The sequence below is a fragment of the Natrinema sp. H-ect4 genome (assembly GCF_041894845.1).
Taxonomy (GTDB): Archaea; Halobacteriota; Halobacteria; order Halobacteriales; family Natrialbaceae; genus Natrinema.
On the sequence record NZ_JBHDYC010000021.1, the window covers coordinates 12,517 to 30,447 of the forward strand.

The window sequence follows — 17,931 nt, forward strand, 5'->3', positions numbered from 1 at the left end:
TCCCTCCCGGCCGTAGCGTGCTGTCTCGAGACAGGTGACCGCTCGCTCGAGGGTTGCCGTCACGGGCGTCTCCGGAGACGTACCATCAAGTCCAGCGGCGATCAGTAGACCCTGTTGTGACCGGTCAGACACTAGACTAGGGCAAGACTTTAGAATAGTTGTCTGTATACAGTAGACAATGTTCGACGAGCAAGAACTGGCGGATATTTCCCAGCAACGGGAGTCGTGGGAGGAAGACACGCTCGAGCCGTTTCTGGAGCGTGGCGAGCGTAAAGAGCGGTTCGCAACGGTTTCAAACCACGAGGTCGATCGCCTCTACACGGCGAACGACATCGCCGATCTCGATTTCGACGAGGACCTCGGCTTCCCCGGCGAGCCGCCGTACACTCGGGGACCGTATCCGACCATGTACCGCGGACGCACGTGGACAATGCGACAGTTTGCGGGTTTCGGGACCGCCGAGGAGACCAACGAGCGGTTTCACTACCTCATCGACGAGGGGCAAACGGGGCTCTCGACTGCCTTCGACATGCCGTCGCTAATGGGCATCGACTCGGACCATCCGATGAGCGAGGGCGAGGTAGGCAAGGAAGGCGTCGCCGTCGATACCCTTCGTGACATGGAAATCCTCTTCGACGAGATCGACATTAGCGACGTGTCGACCTCGTTCACGATCAACCCTTCGGCGGCTGTCATCTATGCGATGTACATTGCACTGGCCGACCAGCAGGGTATCCCCCGTGACGAAGTCAAGGGGACCCTTCAGAACGACATGCTCAAAGAGTTCATCGCCCAAAAGGAGTGGGTGATCCCCCCCGATCCTTCCCTCAAGATCGTCACGGACACGATCGAGTTCGCCGTCGACGAAACGCCGAATTTTCACCCGATTTCCATCTCCGGCTATCACATCCGTGAAGCCGGATCGACCGCCGCACAGGAGGCCGCGTTCACGCTCGCAGACGGGTTCGCATACGTGGAGGACTGCCTCGAACGCGGACTCGAGGTCGACGAGTTCGCGCCGCTCCTCTCATTTTTCTTCAACTCCCACAACTCCATCTTCGAAGAGGTCGCAAAATTTCGGGCCTCACGTCGCATCTATGCCCGCATGATGGATGAACGGTACGACGCAGAACAACCCGAATCGAAGCGGCTGAAGTTCCACACGCAGACGGCAGGCCAATCGCTGACCGCCCAGCAGCCCCTGAACAATATCGTCCGCGTTACCATTCAGGCGCTAGCCGGCGTCCTCGGCGGGACACAGTCGCTGCACACCAACAGCTTCGATGAGGCCCTGGCGCTTCCGAGCGAAAAGGCGGTCCGCGTCGCTCTGCGCACGCAGCAGATCATCGCCGACGAATCCGGCGCAGCCGACATCGTCGATCCGATGGGCGGCAGTTTCGCGATCGAGAAACTCACGAACGAGATGGAAGCCGAAATCCTGTCGTATATCGAGGAGATCAAGGAGATCGGCAACGGCTCGATCCGTGACGGAGTCCTCGCCGGCATCGACCAGGGGTACTTCCAGCGCGAAATTGGTGAGGCGAGCTACGAGTACCAACAGCGCGTCGAACACGGCGAGGAAGTCGTCGTCGGCGTCAACAAGTTCACCATCGAAGAGGACACCTCGCCGGACACCCTCACGATCGACGAGACGACTCGCGAGCGTCAACTCGACCGGCTCGAGCGTGTCAAAGATGAACGCAACGACGAGGAAGTCGACGCGACACTGTCGGCGCTGTCGGACGCCATCGAAAACGAGGAAAACGTCATGCCGTACATCGTCGACGCCGTGAAAGCGTACGTCTCGATGGGCGAAATCATGCAGGTGTTCGAGGAACACCACGGCGCGTATCAGGAGGAACTCTCACCCGTCTGAGTGAGGCGACGACGCTAATTCGTCGAGCCCCCTCTGTGTACGACTCTCATTCGAGGATTGATACTTCTGAGAGGTGTCTCCACCGTTCGGCATCTCGTCGACTTCGCCTGTCTCGTGGTCGAACTCACTGTAGAAGGTATTTTTGAGGTCGTTCTCGCCGGGGTTTATTTGATATTACAAATACTTTAATTAAATATAAAGTGGTGTGCCTCCTCAGATATCTCCCAGAGTGTAACTACTCTGAGAATAGTAGAAGTAACCTCTTCACCAGATTTGGAGAAGGTACCGTCGAGACGATCGAACTCCACTTTCATTTTCGAATGTCTACTGGGTTTCGTCCAGCATTCCGATAGTATGATACGGTAATACGTGAAACACGGACCTATGAGTGCTGGCAGCGATCAGCAAAGTATTCGGTGTATGGTTGCGAAAGTCGGGCTCGACGGTCACGACCGCGGGGCTCACGTTATTGCACGCGCCTTTCGTGACGCCGGGTTCGAAGTCATCTACTCCGGACTGCACAAAGCACCCGAAGAGATCGTCCAGGCTGCCGTCCAAGAAGACGTCGATGTCCTCGGAGTCTCTATTCTCTCGGGCGCTCACGACACGCTCGTTCCAAAGATCATGGACGGCCTCGAGGAGTACGGGGCAATGGAGGACACGCTCGTCCTCGTCGGCGGCGTGATCCCCGAAGAGGATCGCGCCGAACTCGAGGCAGCGGGCATTTCGGCAATCTTCGGCCCCGGGACATCGGTCGAGGAGACGATCGAGTTCGTTCGCGAGAACACATCTGAGTGATGAGTACCGACGAGGCTCTGCTCGCAGGCGAACATCGCGCCGGCTCGAGTCATTTCGAATATCAAGAACCGCTCGCTGGGCTACCGGAAGCTCGTCTCAGAGCTATCTGCCCACATGGACGGCGTCGTCGCGAGGTTCCATTGATAGAAAATTGTCATAATGGGGGAGAGAACAGAATTGTGCTTCCAATACAATTAGTATGGACTCGAAGCAATTCCTGATGTCGCAGTCTTTGGACCATGTGGTACCGATCCACCCGCTGCGTTTGTGCGTGAATTAGCCGAGAAACACGATCTCTCCGAAGCCGAGTTTCTCGTCGGTGGCTATAGGTATATGACTGCCCTCTTTCGGCTAGGGGTGAGCGGTTGACCTAACTATAACGAACGAAACCTGAATGAAAAGTGGTTTTAAACTTCCAAAATGCGATTGACCGCCCTCATAACTCGCGGGTTGATAGTCAGACTAACATCAGTGTTATATTGTCTAATCTATACAATAATAAAATATACAATGACTGAAACAGTAACTCCGTTGACTCGAGTGAGAGACGGACGAATGTGCCCGACCGTTCGGTGGGAACGCCTATTCCGCCACCTGTCTCTTCAGAGCGTATGAAGGCCATCGTCCGGGCTAACTTCGACGACAGTGTCTCTGCCTCCGAGCGGCGAACCGGCCGGTTCACGGTGCTTTCGCGGCTGCTGGCCGCCAAGATGTCGGCTCGAACGGACGGTCCCTTCGGGACCATCGTCGACGCCAGCGCCGGCACGGGCGCGAGTACGCACGTCTTCGCCGCCCTCGACTGGGAGTCGCGGTCGCAGTCGGGAGCCAACGGGATCGAGACAGCGCTCAACGATGCGTTCACCGTCACCACGGGCACTTGGCGGTTCGCAACGATGATCGCGGACGTCCGGCGCTTCCAGGCTATTCCAGCGATGGTGGCGCGCCTCTACCCGAAACGTGGGATCGAAGAACGCGTCACGAAGGCGCGCGACCTGCTCGACGGCCTCGAGGGAACCATCGAACAGCGGTGGCGATGGATCGTCGGCGTCGTCGAGTAATCTCCGGGACGTACCGTTTCGGCCCCGATCGACCGGAATCGCTACGTTTCGTGCTCTCGTTTCAGCGAGAGCGCCGTCCGATCGAACTCGCAGACCAGCAGCTCGTCGGGATGGTTCACTTTGAGCACCTCGACGTGCATGATGACGATGCCGCGCTCGCCGTCGCTGGTCTCGCGCTTGTCGGTCACCGTCGACTGGACCCGTATCGTGTCCCCCTGGTAGATGGGGTTCGGGTGCTCGACGTTGTCGTACGAGAGGTTCGCGACGATAGTCCCGTCGGTGGTCTCGGGGATCGTGATCCCGACGGCAAGACTCATCGTGTAGAGACCGTTGACCAGCCGCTCACCGAACTCGGTGCCGCCGGCGAACTCCGCGTCGAGGTGCAGCGGCTGCTGGTTCATCGTCATATCGCAGAACTGTTGGTTGTCGCGCTCGCTAATCGTCCGTCGCTTCTCGTGTTCGATGGTCTCGCTGACCTCGAACTCCTCGTAGTATAGGCCCGTCATGGCCGGTGGTTAGAGAATGGTCCCGTGTTTCTTGTCGGGCAGATCCTTCTCGACGCTTTCGTAGAACGTGAAGCGGTTGGTGAGTTCCTCGCGCAGCGAACTCGGCGGGACGATCTCGTCGATAACGACCTCGCTGGCCATCCGATGGATGTCGATGTCCTCGCGGTACTCCTCGCGGAGTTCCTGCTCCACACGCTCGCGCTTGTCGGGATCGTCGATCTCGGCGAGCTTGCGGGCGTAGACAGCGTTGATCGCCGCTTCGGGCCCCATAATGGCGATCTCGCCAGAGGGGAGGCCGATGACGCTTTCCGGATCGTAGGCCGGCCCCGACATCGCATAGATGCCCGCACCGTAGGCCTTGCGCACGACGACCGACTGCTTGGGGACCGTCGCCGACGAGGTCGCGTATATCATCTTCTTGCCCTGCTCGAGAATGCCCTCTTTTTCGACCTGCGAGCCGGCCATGAAGCCAGGGGTATCACAGAGGTAGAGCAGTGGGATGTTGTAGGCGTCACAGGTCCAGATGAATTGGGCCGCCTTCTCGGCGGCGTCCGGGAAGATTGCGCCGGCGCGGTGGGCGGGCTGGTTGGCCACGATGCCGACCGGGCGGCCGTCGATCCGGGCGAAGGAAGTGATGATCTCCTTCCCGAACTGCGGTCGCAACTCGAGCGTCGACCCGGCGTCGACGACCCGGTTGATAACGTCGAACATATCGTAGCCCTTGTTGGGCTCCTGCGGAACGATAGCATCGATCTCCGCCGGGGAGTCGGATGGCGCCCGTCCGTCCGTTCGGGGCGGCTTCTCGTCGCTGTTGTTCGGCAGGTAGCCGATGAGTTTCGCGACTAGTTCTCGGGCGTGCTCCTCGTCCTCGGCGATGAGGTCCGCGCTCCCGGAGTACTGCGCGTGCACGTCTGGGCCGCCGAGTTCCTGTAAGTCGATCTGCTCGCCAGTGACCATCTCGACCATGCGCGGAGAGGCAATCGCCATTGCGCTCACGTCCCGGACCATGACGGTGAAGTCAGCGAATATGGGCGTGTAGGCCGCCCCGGCGATACAGGGCCCGTAGAGGACGCAGATCTGGGGAACCCGCCCGGAGAGCATCGAGTGGTTGTAGTAGTATTTCCCGATCCCCTCACGGTTCGCGAAGAAACCGGTCTGCTGGTCGATCCGACCGCCGGAGGAGTCCATCAGGTACAGCACCGGCTTACCGGTCTTCAGGGCGCGCTGTTGCATCCGAAGAAACTTCTCGACGCCCTTCGCGGCCATACTGCCGCGTTTGACCGTGTAGTCGTTGGCCATGAAGTGGACGTCTCGGCCTTCGAACTCGGCGGCGCCCGTGATGAGACCGTCGGCCGGCAGCCGGTCGTCGGTGTCCTCGTCGGCGTTCGCACTGCCCGGATGCCAGTCGTCGAACGCCGCGAACTTTCCGTCCTCGAAGAGGAAGTCATCGCCGAACCAGAGATCGAGCCGGTCCCGGACGAACAACTTCCCTTGCTCGGGCAGCTGCTCGCGGTACTTCTCCGGGCCGCCCTCGAGGATCTCGTCGATCTCCTCGAGCAGTGCTTCCTCGCGGGCCGTCGGTCCGAGGTCCACGTTCGGTTCGGTCCCTGTTGCCATATCGGCCCCGCTGCCGGCCGTCGCGTCAGACTCACCGTTGTAGGACGCGCTGCTGAGTTCGTTGCCGCCGTCAGTAACGACGGTCACATCGTCCCTGTACTGCGACGCCATCGCCTCGGCGATCGCCCGTGCCTGTGCTTCGGTTGCGTCGTCTGAAATTCTGACTCGCATTGTGTTCACTCTAACGTAACGAGGGTGTCGCCCATGTCGACGGAGTCGCCCTCGGTAATCGGGACCGATTCGACCGTCCCGCCGCTGGCGGCGACCACGTCGTTCTCCATCTTCATCGCCTCGAGCACGCAGACGACGTCGTCGTCGGCGACTTCGTCGCCCGGTTCGACGGCGACCGAGAGAATAGTTCCCTGCATCTCGGCAGTGACGGCGTCGGCAGTGGCGACCTCGGGGGTCGCGTCTGCTCCCGGCCCACCGCCGGAAGCGGTCCCCCCGTCGGCGTTTCCGGCTGTCGTTTGCGGGACTCCGTCCTCGATGACGACGCCGAACCGGCGGCCGTTGACCTCGACGGTGACCTCTGCGGTCTCCGACTGCGTGCCATCGCCGCCAGTTGCCTCCGCGGGTCCCCATCGATCGACGGCCGCCTCGAGTGCATCGTCGTCGAGTTCGCGGTCTAGATATTTCGTGGTGTGCTCCCCGGCGACGAAGATTTCGTCGGCGAGCATGAGTCGGTGGAACGGGATCGTCGTGTGTACACCCTCGACAGCGAAGTGCTCGAGCGCGCGCTTCGACCGCTCGAGGCAGTGCTCGCGGTCGTCGCCGCTGACGATCAGCTTTCCGATCATCGAGTCGTAGTCGCCACCGATCTCGTCACCTTGCGCGACCGCGTGATCGAGACGAACGCCGATACTCGCTGGCGGTCGGTAGGTCGTCAGTTGCCCGGGCGTGGGAGCGAAGTCGGCGGCCGGGTTCTCGGCGTTGATGCGGTATTCGATCGCGTGTTCGTTGATTTTCACGTCGTCCTGGGCGAAGCCGAGCTCCTCGCCGGCGGCGACCCGAAATTGCCATCGGACGATGTCGATACCGGTCACCTCCTCGCTGACGGTATGTTCGACCTGAATGCGGGTGTTCACCTCCATGAAGTAGAACTCGCCGTCCTCGAGCAGGAATTCGACGGTCCCGGCGTTCGTGTACCCGGCTTCGCGGACGCCCTGACGGGCGGCCTCGCCGATTTCCGTGCGTAACTCAGCATCGAGCGCCGAGCTCGGGGCTTCCTCGATAACCTTCTGGTGACGGCGCTGGAGCGAACAGTCGCGCTCGCCGAGGTGTCGAACGTTCCCATGCTGGTCCGCGATCACCTGTACCTCGATGTGTTTGGGCGCCTCGAGGTACTTCTCGACGTAGACCGAGTCGTTGCCGAAGTACGCCTCCCCTTCTCGTTGGGCACTCTCGAGGGCATCCTCAACTTCGGCCTCACTGCGGACGATCTTCATGCCGCGGCCGCCGCCGCCGCCTTCGGCCTTGATGGCGATCGGGTAGCCGAACTCATCGCCGAGTTCGCGTACCTCTTCGGCGTCGTCGACCGGCTCGGTCGTCCCAGGGACGACTGGGATGCCGGACTCCTGCATGACGGTTCGAGCCTTCGTCTTCTCGCCGAGCGTCTCCATGGCGTCGCTTGGCGGGCCGACCCACGTGATCCCGTCCGTCGATTCAATGCGGCAGGCGAACTCGGCGTTTTCCGCGAGGAAGCCGTAGCCGGGATGGATCGCATCCGCACCGGCTCGTTCGGCGACGTCGACAATCTCCGCCTGGTCGAGGTACGATTCGCTGGCGGGTGCCGGACCGATGTTGTACGCCTCGTCAGCGTACTCGACGTGGCCGGCATCGCGGTCGGCGTCGCTGTATACGGCCACCGTCTCGATGCCGAGTTCTTCGCATGCTACCATCACGCGAACTGCAATTTCACCGCGGTTCGCAACGAGTACTTTCTCGAACATAGTCAGTAGGATTTAGGGAAACCGAGTTGCTGGCTGATGTGGTTGTACGCCATCTGCTGGGAGACCGGCGCTAGGCGCGTGAGGTTGATCTCACGCCACCATCGCTCGACATCGTACTCCGTGGCGTAGCCCCAGCCGCCGAAGGCCTGCATCGACTGCTTGACCGCTTCGATGCCGGCACTGACGGACGTCGCCTTCGCGACGTTGGTTTCGTAGCCGCAGTCCTCGCTGTGGTCGTAGAGCCAGGCGGCCTTCTCGCGCATCAGCGCGGCCGTCTCCATCCGCGCGTAGGCCTGCGTGATGGGGAATGAGACGGCCTGGTGGCTTCCGACCGGGGCACCGAACACCTCGCGGTCGTTGGTATATTCGATAGCGGTATCGGCGGCCAGTTTTCCGATCCCCGTTCCGGCCGCGGCGAAGCCGATGCGCTCGGGGTTCAACATGTCGACGAGCGCCCACCAGCCCTCATCTTCTCCCCCGAGTAGGTTCTCTTTGGGCACGCGAACGTTCTCAATGAACACCTCGCAGGACTTCGAATAATTGATGCCATGTTTGGGGATCGGAGAGACGTCGATTCCAGGATCGTCCATATCGACGATGAACAGGCTGATGCCATCTGTGCCACGGTCAACCTCCTCGCGCGGGGTTGTCCGCGTAACGAGGATCATATTGTCCGCTCGATCGGCGAAGGTGATCCACGCCTTGTTCCCGTTGAGAACGTACTCGTCGCCGTCCTTCTCGGCGCGCGTGGCGACGTTCAGCGTGTTCGTTCCCGCTTCGGGCTCGGTGATGCCGATCGAAAAATTTCGCTCACCGGTAGCGATGTCGGGCAAGTACCGCTCCTTCTGGGCCTCGGTGCCGTTCTCGCGGATGCCGACGGCGGCCATGCCCGCGGTGAGAACCAGATACCAGGTCCCGGCCATGCCACAGCCCTCGGCACAGAGCGTTTCCATCGCCAGGCCCATCTCCTGCATGCCCATGCCAACGCCATCGTACTCCTCCGGGACCAACAGCCCGTGAAAGCCGGCCTCCGCGAGTTCGTCCCAGAACCCCTGAGCAAACTCGCCCTCTTCTTCTTTCTCTCGCCAGTACTCCGGCCCGTATTCGGCCGCGATCGCTTCCGCGGTCGACCGGATCATCGAACGTTCGTCGGTAGACTCGAAATTCATTATGTGGTATGTTGAACGGATTACTCGTGACAGGTCGTCTCGCGAGACGGTCGCTTACGGCGACTCCTCAGCCTCGTCCTGCAGTTCGGTACGCCGGATCTTCCCGGTGACCGTCTTGGGAAGTTCCTCGCGGAACTCGATTTCGCGGGGGTACTCGTGGGCCGATAACTCGTCGCGCACGTGGTTCCTGATGTCCTCCTTGAGACTCTCGGTAGGTGTCGTGCCCTCGCTGGGCACGATGTAGGCCTTCACGATGTTGCCCCGCTCCTGGTGGGACTTGGGTACGACGGCCGCCTCGGCGACAGCCTCGTGTTCACCCAGCGAACTCTCGACCTCGAACGGGCCGATCCGGTAGCCCGACGAGAGGATGACGTCGTCGGCCCGACCTTCGAACCAGAAGTAGCCGTCCTCGTCCTTGTGCGCGAGGTCGCCCGAGAGGTACCACTCTCCGTCAGGGCCGTCGACGAAACACGACGCGGTCTTCTCGGGTTTCTTCCAGTACTCGGCGAAGAAACAGGGATAGTCCCCCCGCTGAGCGATCTCACCGGTCTCACCGGGCTCGAGTACTTCGCCCGTTTCGGGGTCGACGATGTCGGCCTCGATCCCGGGGAGGGGCTTGCCCATCGAGCCGGGCCGGACCTCCATCGTCGGGTAGTTGTTGATGATCATGTTGCCCGTCTCCGTCTGGCCGTACGTGTCGAGGATGGTGACGCCGAGTTCGTCCTCGCCCCACTCGACGACGCCGGCGCTAAGCGGTTCGCCGATCGAGAGGGCGTGGCGCAGGTCGAGGTCGACGTCCGCCAGAACCTCCTCTTTCTCCCGCAGCATCCGGTACGCCGTTGGGACCGAGAACAGGACGGTGATCGGGTACTCGTCGAGCAGGTCGGCCCACTCCTCCGGGTCGAACTCGCCTTCGTACGTGAACAACGAGGCCCCCCAGAACCAGGCCCCGAGCGTGTTGATCGCGCCCGTCAGCCAACCCAGGTCGCCGGTACTCCAGTAGAGGTCACCAGGCTGGAGGTCGACGGCGTACTTCTGGGTCGCAGCGACGCCAGCTACCCAGCGCTGTTTGTGAAGGACGCCTTTCGCCAAGCCGGTCGTCCCCGACGTATAGTACAGCAAGGCGTCGTCTTCGCCGCCGGTCTCGGCGGCGTCGTACGCCGTTCTCGCGCCGTCGAGCGCCGTATTGAACACGACATCGTTGGTTGGCGCACCGCCGCCGCGATCGACGGTGATGACGTGTTCGACCGACGGCGCGTCGTCGAGCGCGTCTTCGACGGTGTCGCGGTTGTCGGTCGTCGTCACGACGACTTTTGCCTCACAGTCATCGAGTCGGTAGGAAATGCCGTCCGGACCGAAGCGCTCGTTGACGCTTCCCCAGACGGCGCCCCGCTTGAGCGTCCCGATCAGCGCCACGTAGTGTTCCGGAATCCGTGGCATGTACGAGAATACGCGGTCGCCCTGCTCGACACCCAGATCCTCGAGGACGTTCGCGAACTGGCTCGAGCGGTCTGCCAACTCCCAGAATGTCAGCTTTGTGAGCTCCCCGTCGGTGTCGACCTGGTAGAGCGCGACCTTCTCACGGTCAGTAGCGTGTCGGTCCGCGACCTCGTGTGCGATGTTGAGCTCCCCCGGTGCGTCCCAGTCGGCTTCCGCGTAGATGTCGTCCCACGAGAATTGTTCCCGTTCAGCCTCGTAGTCGGACAGGGTGTGGCTGGATACCATACACGGCACCGGATTCCGTTCCCCTACATAACTATGGTGGTAAATTCTGCGGATAAAACAGACATATACTACACACAACTAAACACGATAGAGATATTGTACCGATTCAGTAATGCGTAAACGGTTTCGTTTACAAGTTTTAAGGATACTAATGTATTAGAGACGATGGCTACACGGCCGTCTCCGCACCTCAGTCACCGTCTCCGGCCGCCGCATCGTGACGGTCGTTCCACGTCTTCCGGGCAGCGTCGCGAACAGACACCGGAAACGACCGTTCGAACGAGACCCGCGGGGCGATGTAGGAATCCTCCCAACGGGGGTCCCAAGCCGCGTTCACGTACAGCCGGGCGCCAGTCGTTCCGTCCCGACGGTACCGTGGCCGTTTCGCCGCCGGCGCGGACGGCTCGCTGAAAATCCAGTCTCGAGACGGATGGGCCTTCACCCAGATATCACCGAGGACGCGTCCGAGATCGCGCGGCGAGACGCCCTCGTCGACGATGATGACGGTATCGAACAGCGACGAGAACGTAAAGAGGAGGTTAGTGAGCTGCCATTCGAAGCCGGCGTAGAGGATATTCGTAGCGACGAAGCAGATCCCGAGTTCGGCCTCGGCCGGCAACAGGACCCACTCGATGGGTGAGATGCCCCAGTAATCGTTGACGCGACGGTACAACGTCGCCGCTGTCGCTAGTCCCGTGAGTTGCAGGTCGTCCGCAAGCGGTCGTCCGACAGGCGAGAACGGGATCACCGGATCATCGGTCGCAATCACCCGCTCGACGGAGAGGGAAAGCGGCGTGCTCGCGACGCCGTATTCCCACGCTTCGTGCCGATCCGACTGGAAGTCGGGGTACCGATCCGCGACCGTCGTTTCGACGACTATCTCCGTCGCACTCGGAACGAGGCCGCCGTTCGTCGGAACCAGCGGGACATCGTCCGCGACGCCGCAGGCCTGCACTGGCACGTCGACACACCCCGTCACGGCGAGCAGATAGGCGGTCGCGACGGCCGCCGGCGGCACGCCGAGCGCGATCGAGAGCGTTCCGTCGTCGTCCAGTAGCGACGACAGCGCGGCCGGCGTGCGCACGCGGAGCTTATCGTCGCTGATGACGGAGCCGTGGATCGGTGCCCAGTGTGACCCCTCCGATGACGATACCGACGCGACGCCCAACGTCAACGAAGGCCAGACGTCTTCAGTTCCCCGCGGCAGGTTCAGGTCTTGGACGCTGTCGACGGTGCGCGACGCCGTCTGTCCGGCGTACGTTGGGTCCGCGTCGCCGCCGGATGGGCCGAGTCCTGTAATCGTATCGAGTACAACGACGAACGATGCGTCGAGATTCAGGCCGAAGCCCAGCGCCAACCGCGACCACGGCTTCGATTCCCGGCGTTGCATCTGATCCGGGCCGCTGAACGTCCCGCTTGCGAGATCGACGCCGTCGGCTCGTCGGTATCGGAGTGCCGGCCCGCTCGCGCGAAGCGCTTCCGCCGCGACGACGTCCGGCGGTACGTCGGCGGACTCGTCGATGGATACCAGATCACCGTCGCTCGCCAGCCCTCGCAGGTACTGTGCGAACGGGATCATCGCGACCGATCACCTCCCCGCTCGAGGAGATCGAACGCCTCTGACGAGACGCCCGCATCGACGAGGAGTTTCTGTGCTCGCCTACGCAGTTCTTCGTCTCCAGCACCGTCCCCCGCCGGACGATCACTCGTAGCGTCGATGTACGCTTTCGCAGTCTTAGCTTTCGAGGTGCCGACATCGGCACTGCCCTTCTCGTCGGGGGTCTGGTAGATGTTGAGCGGCACCTTCGGCATGCGCTCGACGCCGAACTGGTGGAAGTCAGCGTCCGGGTCGGCCTCGAGCGCGATCGCAGTCAGCACGGCGCGCGGGTCGAGCGGGTCGACATCGGCGTCGACAAACACGAAGAAATCGATGTGGAGCATCCCCCAGGTGGTGAAGATGAAGTTCGCCAGTTCGTGGAGGTAGCCCGGATACGGACGATCCGTCGCGATGACCCAGACAGTCTGGGAGGTAAACCGCCACGGGACGGCCAGCGCGACGTCGAAGCCGGCCGCCTGCAGGCCGAGGGTCGCGTCGGGGCCAGCCGCGACCGTCTGGAGCGTGCTGCTCGAGTTCTGGCCGTAGCCGACGCCGGTCCCCTCGACGCAAAACGGTACTCGCGGTTCGCCCCGACGGGTTACCGCGTCGACCGCGAACACGGGCATGGACCGTCGCGGGCCGTCCATATAGCCGAAGTAATCGCCGAACGGCCCCTCGTCGAGCCTCTCGTTCGGGAGCACGCGGCCCTCGAGCACCAGTTCAGCCGTCGCCGGGACGTAGAGGTCGTTCGTCTCGCAAGGGACGAGGTCGACCGGACCGTCTTTCAGTCCGCCCGCGAAGGCAGCCTCGCTTCGGCCGGTCGGAATCCACATCTCCGTACTGCACTGGACGGCTGGTTCGGTACCGAGGACGACCGCGACCGGCATCGGCTCCTCGCGCGGTTCGTACTCGTAATAGTACAGGTTCGGAGCCTGCTCGCCCGCCAGAAAGAGGAGGCTCGCGAGGTCGTCGTCGTGGATCATCATTCGGTGGCTCGACCAGTGGCCCCACCGCGTCTTCGGGTCCGGTCCGACGACGGTGTGGAGGTTCGAGTACCGCCCGCCGTCGCCCCGGTGGATGTACGGCCAGGGAATCGACAGGAGGTCGATATCCGTCCCGGTGTGGACGACCTCCTTGCAAGGGGCCGAGTCCCGGTCGACGATCTGCGGCTCGCAGGGCGATCGGAGCCGGTCGATGACCGCTTCGTAGTACGCCGCTCCGGACAGGCCGGGCGGCAGTTCGAACACCCGAGCGAGGTGTTCCCACGGCCGACACCGCGGACCGCGGTACGGGTCGCCAACGAGCGCCGCGTCGATCGTCGTTTCCTCGACCGACTCGAAGATCGGGATCTCACCGTCAGTCCGGTTAGCGAGGGTCGTGACCGCGCTCGCCTCGAGGTCCCACGACACCGACTCGCCGAACGAGACGAGGGCGTCCTCGCCCTCGAGAAGCCGGAGATACTCCCGAAATGAATCGGCCGACATGACTATTCCTCGTCCGTGAGGGCACGACGGAGCGGGTCGGCCTCGAACTCGGTTCGGACGTCCTCGTACGTTTCCAGCAGTGCGGGTCGATTCTCAGCGAAGTACTGAAACGAGATTTCCCGGAGTGCCTCGGCCGTCGAATCGTACTGGCCCGATTCGACGAGATAGTGTAGAACCACTTTGAGGTCGTCTGATCGGGTGTTGACGATGTTCGAGGCCGTTTCCTGCTCGCGCGCGAGCCGATGGAGGCGGTCTTCGTTGATCCCCTCCGAGTCGATCTCGTCGATGAGTTCGACGTACCGTTCCTCGCTGACATCCTCGTGCGGTCCGGCGACGACCCGTAGCGGCTGCGGATCGGTGAGTTCGTCGGGATCGCGGGCAATTCGAACCCGCGCCTCGAAGATTCGCTTCGTCTCGGCATCGGTGATCTGGAGCGTCGTCTCCGTCAGGTCCTCGTCGGGCAGATGTTCCTCTGCTGTGATATAATGGTTCGACATGGCCTCTACTGGATACGTAGCCTGTGTCTGGTGATCGCACACGCCAGTCGGACGTTTCTACTCTCCACCCTTCCTAAAGAGTGGGGTTATCGAGGGGCGTTCCGACCGCAGGATGCCTCGAATCGCTGGTACCGTTTTCGGTGGATTCTCGCGTATTCAGCGCAAGAAGATGTCAGTTATTTCCTGACTGTTTCTATTTCTCAAGCGCGAACTCGGCGACGAGATTACTGGGTAGACTGAGCTATTTGAGGTCCTGTACGACTTGTGTATTGCGTTTGCCTATCGTTGCTGAAGCTGCATTGGGAGGCCGTTCTTTGTCTGCGTGGTGATCTCCGGTTCGATCACAATCGTCAGATCTTCACCAGCCCATTCGAGAGTCCACTGTTGGCCGATTGTCGCCAACACGAGCGTCGCCTCGAGGCGAGCAAACTCCCGACCGATACACGTCCGACGACCACCACCGAACGGGATGAACGCGTGGTCAGCGAGTTCCTCTTCGAAATCATCTGTCCACCGATCAGGCCGGAATGAGAGGGGATCGTCGTAGAACCGCTCATCACGATGAGTCGAGATAATAGACAGATGAACTTCCTCGTTGGCCGGGATCTGGTAGCCATCGACCTGGACATCTCGAGTCGTCTCCCGGGGAATCGTATGGATGGGCGGATACAGTCGGAGGGTCTCGGTGACGATTCGGTTTGTGAGATCAAGGTTTGCAATGTCTTCCGGTGTCGGTGGTTCATCCCCCAGAACAACGTCGAGTTCGTCATGGAACGCCTGCCGAATCTCGGGATTCATCGCCAGCGAGTACCAGGCGAATCCGAGCGCTGCGGCGGTGGTCTCGTACCCAGCAAAGATCATTGTGAGCATCTGGTCTTCGACTTCCTCCGTGCTCAGACGGTCTTGGCCACTTGCCTCGCGTGCCTTGTGGAGTTTCGATAAGAGCGTCTCTTGCTGGAGGTCGTTCGTCTGTGAACTGTCCGCTCGTCCCGAGTCTGCACTGTACTCCGCAAGCAGTTGTCGAACTTCCGTTCGGAGTCGCTCTACGGAGTTGCCGAACTCCCGTCGTGATGGTGTTGGAATCCAGTTCGGTAAGAGCCAGGACGTCGGCGCGAACCATTTGTTGAGTCCTTCCGATGCTGCACGGAGATTGTTGCCTTCCCCCGGAGGTAATTCGCGCCCAAAGAGTGTCGCGAAGAGGATCTCTATTGTGAGATCCTGCATCTCTGATTCTATATTTCGAGTCTCGCCTGGCTCCCACGTAGCGAGTCGTCGTTGTGTAGCGTCGACCATATACTTGCCATATCCCCCGATTCGATCCCGATGAAATAATGGTTGAAGGATTCCTCGCTGGCGACTCCATTGCTCTCCCTCTGTCGACAGCAATCCATTGCCAAACACCCGCTGAAAGTCCTCGGTCTTTCTGAACGCATCGATGTCAGTCACCAACGCTTGTTTGAAATACTCTGGATGGGCTAGGACGTAGACGTCGACGCTAGGAAGTTCCATTCGATAGAGATCTCCACACTCGCTCGTCGCACGGTCAACGAACTCAAACGGACTTCGAGCAAAATCGAGCGTATGCCCGATCACTGGGTGTCCTGAGGGTGCAGGAGGGCGACGACCGTTCGGATCCATAGTAATTCATCCATACAGAGCACAAATAAATCCACTGTAGATCCACACTCAACTGATAGTATACATTTATATAGTAGAGCCTGCTATTAGGTTTGGTTATATCGATAATCAATAAAACTAAATAACTATTGGACTAAAGGTAGAGATAGGAAATCCATCATGGGGGATACAACTGTAACTGGAAATATACGCCGAGCAAGGAACCCCCTTACAGGCGAAAAACTCGTTGTCCGGAACGTTATCAATGAGACAGTCGACTCGGTGCGTCTCAAAGTTTTACGAGCCATAGGAGAACTCTCGAGCCCCATGGCACAGACAGATGTTGCCCAACAGGCCGATATCTCCCGACAGGCAGCCTCTAATCATCTTGCGGTTCTTCGAGACCGTGGATTCATCAAGAATCATAACACAGGGATTGAGCTAACTGCTGGTGGGCTCTTGCTCCTAGATGTTATCGAGAGTTGTCTTCAGACGGTCTCGGTTGAGGGGCTATCGTTCCTGACTCGCTCCAACCATCCGATCGGCGTATTAAGAGCGCTCGAGGGACAATCATACCGTCCGAGTGAGCTAGAATCAGTAGTAAGTAGTTCCCCGTCACGGCCCACAATTGGGCGTATTCTCAAGGCTTTCGCGGAGTATGGCTGGTGCCAAGATGACGGGGGGCAACAGCAGATCACACCTGCCGGAACACGTGCTCTGAATGCCTATGTTGATTTGGCAATGTCGGTTGAGCAACTCATAGAGAAAGCGCCATGGCTACAGCGCCTCCCGACAGAAGATGCGACCTTTCCAATTCCGGAATTGGCCGACGCTGAGTTGATCATTTCTACCCCTACTCGCCCCTCCTCCGTACTTTGGACAGCTCTCAAGCTCTATGACCGACAAACAAGCCGCTTTCGGGGGTTTTGCTCTATCTTTAATCCAGTTCTGTTCCACGCATATCGAGGATTGCTTGAACTCGGCATTGAATGCGAGGCTATCCTTGATTTGCCAACCTACATCGAAGCCGCCGAGAACCCTCAAACCCAGTATGTGGTCCACAGTTCGACGTATAATAACTACCAGCCCATGGTCCTCGATCGTGCGCATACGCTCGGTATCGGGATTTACGATACTCGCAAGGTCGCTATTGGAGCGTACAATGAATCCGGTAGTGGAAAGCATATTGCGATGATTGTCACTTCTAACGAACGACTCGTCGAATGGGGTATCAACTTGTACGAGTCCTATCGCGCGCAAGCTCGACCTGCCTCTGAACTGGAACCAGAGAAGGTATAGGATTCATCAAACACCCGTCTATCGATTATCCCTAAGCCATAGAGAGTCATCTGAGAATCAAATAATAGTACGAATTACATACATATTGACGGTGTAAATGCCAGTGAAAATATAGTCGTTCTCCTCGAAATATCGCTTGGTGAGAACCAGTGGAAAAACAGTCAATAGAAATAATTCAGGACCGACTCGCTCGAGAAGTATCCTCACTCCTCTCCCCCTGGCTCGGTGACGGTAGTGATGAGCTCCTCCAGTTCAGCGTTCGAGTCACGCAGTTACTGATTCATCGAGACTCTGATCGAAACGGTTACTCTGCGATCAGAATCCCGCACGACGAGGTCCTTGTCTCGAGTTTCCGCAGTCAGCGACCGGTCTGTGAGTAAGAGAATGGTAAAACGAACAACCACGACGACTATTTCGGTTATGCCCGCCGACGCCCTGTTCCTCAGCTGGGCGACCGGTATCAACGCATCGGGGCTATTCCGCGAAACACTCGCCGAGCAGATGGCGTACCGTGACATCGAGCGGGATAGACTCATCGCACTCATCGAGGAAGCACTCCGCGACGACGATCGCGACCTCGACGACCTGATCGACCAGACCTCATGCTTCGAGGACTTGGAAAACATCCTCGACACACCAAGCGTCAACTCAGTTTCCCATGAGTAATCGTTCATCCCCCACGGCGACTGAATCGTCCAGTGAACACCCCACTACCAACGAGAAGTCCCCTGCGTCTCGT

14 protein-coding genes and 1 pseudogene are annotated in these 17,931 nt (G+C 60.1%); 6 read left to right on the plus strand and 9 right to left on the minus strand.

From position 1 onward, the window contains the following. Window positions 1-178 precede the first annotated feature (178 nt). The 4 genes and pseudogenes from ACEWFR_RS20315 (at window position 179) to ACEWFR_RS20330 (ending at window position 3,732) form a co-directional block, all read left to right on the plus strand. The gene (locus tag ACEWFR_RS20315; protein WP_374062760.1) at window positions 179-1,876 is read left to right on the plus strand and encodes a methylmalonyl-CoA mutase; all 1,698 of its coding nucleotides are present in this window, start codon (window positions 179-181) and stop codon (window positions 1,874-1,876) included. 384 nt (window positions 1,877-2,260) lie between these two features. Next, window positions 2,261-2,674, plus strand: coding sequence for a cobalamin B12-binding domain-containing protein (locus tag ACEWFR_RS20320; protein ID WP_374062761.1), 414 nt, complete (start codon window positions 2,261-2,263; stop codon window positions 2,672-2,674). A gap of 213 nt (window positions 2,675-2,887) precedes the next feature. Continuing rightward, window positions 2,888-3,144 (plus strand): annotated as a pseudogene (locus tag ACEWFR_RS20325) (IS6 family transposase); the annotation flags it as partial. Between the two features lie 141 nt (window positions 3,145-3,285). Then, entirely contained in the window at window positions 3,286-3,732 is a 447-nt protein-coding gene (locus ACEWFR_RS20330; protein WP_374062762.1) for a hypothetical protein, read from the plus strand. 41 nt (window positions 3,733-3,773) lie between these two features. On the opposite strand, the gene ACEWFR_RS20335 is transcribed toward ACEWFR_RS20330, so the two are convergent. The 9 genes from ACEWFR_RS20335 to ACEWFR_RS20375 form a co-directional block, all read right to left on the minus strand. After that, a complete protein-coding gene (locus tag ACEWFR_RS20335; RefSeq protein ID WP_374062763.1) occupies window positions 3,774-4,238 on the minus strand; it encodes a MaoC family dehydratase in 465 nt (154 codons plus the stop codon). 9 nt (window positions 4,239-4,247) lie between these two features. After that, window positions 4,248-6,026 carry an acyl-CoA carboxylase subunit beta gene (locus ACEWFR_RS20340; RefSeq protein WP_374062764.1) on the minus strand — a complete coding sequence of 593 codons (1,779 nt, stop codon included), beginning with the start codon at window positions 6,024-6,026 and terminating at the stop codon, window positions 4,248-4,250. Between the two features lie 5 nt (window positions 6,027-6,031). Further along, entirely contained in the window at window positions 6,032-7,804 is a 1,773-nt protein-coding gene (locus tag ACEWFR_RS20345; protein ID WP_374062765.1) for an acetyl-CoA carboxylase biotin carboxylase subunit, read from the minus strand. Window positions 7,805-7,806: 2 nt separating this feature from the next. Next, on the minus strand, window positions 7,807-8,973 hold the full coding sequence (locus ACEWFR_RS20350; protein WP_374062766.1) for an acyl-CoA dehydrogenase family protein: 1,167 nt from the start codon (window positions 8,971-8,973) through the stop codon (window positions 7,807-7,809). A gap of 54 nt (window positions 8,974-9,027) precedes the next feature. Continuing rightward, a complete protein-coding gene (locus ACEWFR_RS20355; RefSeq protein ID WP_374062767.1) occupies window positions 9,028-10,698 on the minus strand; it encodes an acyl-CoA synthetase in 1,671 nt (556 codons plus the stop codon). Between the two features lie 190 nt (window positions 10,699-10,888). Next, the gene (locus ACEWFR_RS20360; RefSeq protein ID WP_374062768.1) at window positions 10,889-12,277 is read right to left on the minus strand and encodes a prenyl carboxy-lyase; all 1,389 of its coding nucleotides are present in this window, start codon (window positions 12,275-12,277) and stop codon (window positions 10,889-10,891) included. Beyond that, window positions 12,274-13,779, minus strand: a complete 1,506-nt coding sequence (locus tag ACEWFR_RS20365; protein WP_374062769.1) for a UbiD family decarboxylase — start codon at window positions 13,777-13,779, stop codon at window positions 12,274-12,276. Before ACEWFR_RS20365 ends, ACEWFR_RS20360 begins: the two co-directional genes overlap by 4 nt. A 2-nt stretch (window positions 13,780-13,781) precedes the next feature. Then, the gene (locus ACEWFR_RS20370) at window positions 13,782-14,276 is read right to left on the minus strand and encodes a ubiD operon protein (RefSeq protein ID WP_374062770.1); all 495 of its coding nucleotides are present in this window, start codon (window positions 14,274-14,276) and stop codon (window positions 13,782-13,784) included. A 279-nt stretch (window positions 14,277-14,555) separates the two neighbouring features. Then, complete coding sequence (locus ACEWFR_RS20375; RefSeq protein WP_374062771.1) at window positions 14,556-15,914, minus strand: cytochrome P450; 1,359 nt, start codon at window positions 15,912-15,914, stop codon at window positions 14,556-14,558. A 159-nt stretch (window positions 15,915-16,073) separates the two neighbouring features. On the opposite strand from ACEWFR_RS20375, the gene ACEWFR_RS20380 reads away from it, so the two are divergent. Together ACEWFR_RS20380 and ACEWFR_RS20385 are read left to right on the plus strand one after the other, a co-directional pair. After that, the gene (locus tag ACEWFR_RS20380) at window positions 16,074-17,192 is read left to right on the plus strand and encodes a helix-turn-helix domain-containing protein (protein ID WP_374062772.1); all 1,119 of its coding nucleotides are present in this window, start codon (window positions 16,074-16,076) and stop codon (window positions 17,190-17,192) included. Between the two features lie 384 nt (window positions 17,193-17,576). Further along, window positions 17,577-17,858, plus strand: a complete 282-nt coding sequence (locus ACEWFR_RS20385) for a hypothetical protein (RefSeq protein ID WP_374062773.1) — start codon at window positions 17,577-17,579, stop codon at window positions 17,856-17,858. Window positions 17,859-17,931 lie beyond the last annotated feature (73 nt).

Excerpts from the sequence above, each read along its gene's own strand:
- ACEWFR_RS20365 (WP_374062769.1), bottom strand. The coding sequence starts at position 13,779 with ATGTCGGCCGATTCATTTCGGGAGTATCTCCGGCTTCTCGAGGGCGAG.
- ACEWFR_RS20380 (WP_374062772.1), top strand. The coding sequence starts at position 16,074 with ATGGGGGATACAACTGTAACTGGAAATATACGCCGAGCAAGGAACCCC.
- ACEWFR_RS20350 (WP_374062766.1), bottom strand. The coding sequence starts at position 8,973 with ATGAATTTCGAGTCTACCGACGAACGTTCGATGATCCGGTCGACCGCG.
- ACEWFR_RS20330 (WP_374062762.1), top strand. The coding sequence starts at position 3,286 with ATGAAGGCCATCGTCCGGGCTAACTTCGACGACAGTGTCTCTGCCTCC.
- ACEWFR_RS20335 (WP_374062763.1), bottom strand. The coding sequence starts at position 4,238 with ATGACGGGCCTATACTACGAGGAGTTCGAGGTCAGCGAGACCATCGAA.
- ACEWFR_RS20345 (WP_374062765.1), bottom strand. The coding sequence starts at position 7,804 with ATGTTCGAGAAAGTACTCGTTGCGAACCGCGGTGAAATTGCAGTTCGC.
- ACEWFR_RS20315 (WP_374062760.1), top strand. The coding sequence starts at position 179 with ATGTTCGACGAGCAAGAACTGGCGGATATTTCCCAGCAACGGGAGTCG.
- ACEWFR_RS20385 (WP_374062773.1), top strand. The coding sequence starts at position 17,577 with ATGGTAAAACGAACAACCACGACGACTATTTCGGTTATGCCCGCCGAC.
- ACEWFR_RS20370 (WP_374062770.1), bottom strand. The coding sequence starts at position 14,276 with ATGTCGAACCATTATATCACAGCAGAGGAACATCTGCCCGACGAGGAC.
- ACEWFR_RS20360 (WP_374062768.1), bottom strand. The coding sequence starts at position 12,277 with ATGATCCCGTTCGCACAGTACCTGCGAGGGCTGGCGAGCGACGGTGAT.
- ACEWFR_RS20340 (WP_374062764.1), bottom strand. The coding sequence starts at position 6,026 with ATGCGAGTCAGAATTTCAGACGACGCAACCGAAGCACAGGCACGGGCG.
- ACEWFR_RS20375 (WP_374062771.1), bottom strand. The coding sequence starts at position 15,914 with ATGGATCCGAACGGTCGTCGCCCTCCTGCACCCTCAGGACACCCAGTG.
- ACEWFR_RS20355 (WP_374062767.1), bottom strand. The coding sequence starts at position 10,698 with ATGGTATCCAGCCACACCCTGTCCGACTACGAGGCTGAACGGGAACAA.
- ACEWFR_RS20320 (WP_374062761.1), top strand. The coding sequence starts at position 2,261 with ATGAGTGCTGGCAGCGATCAGCAAAGTATTCGGTGTATGGTTGCGAAA.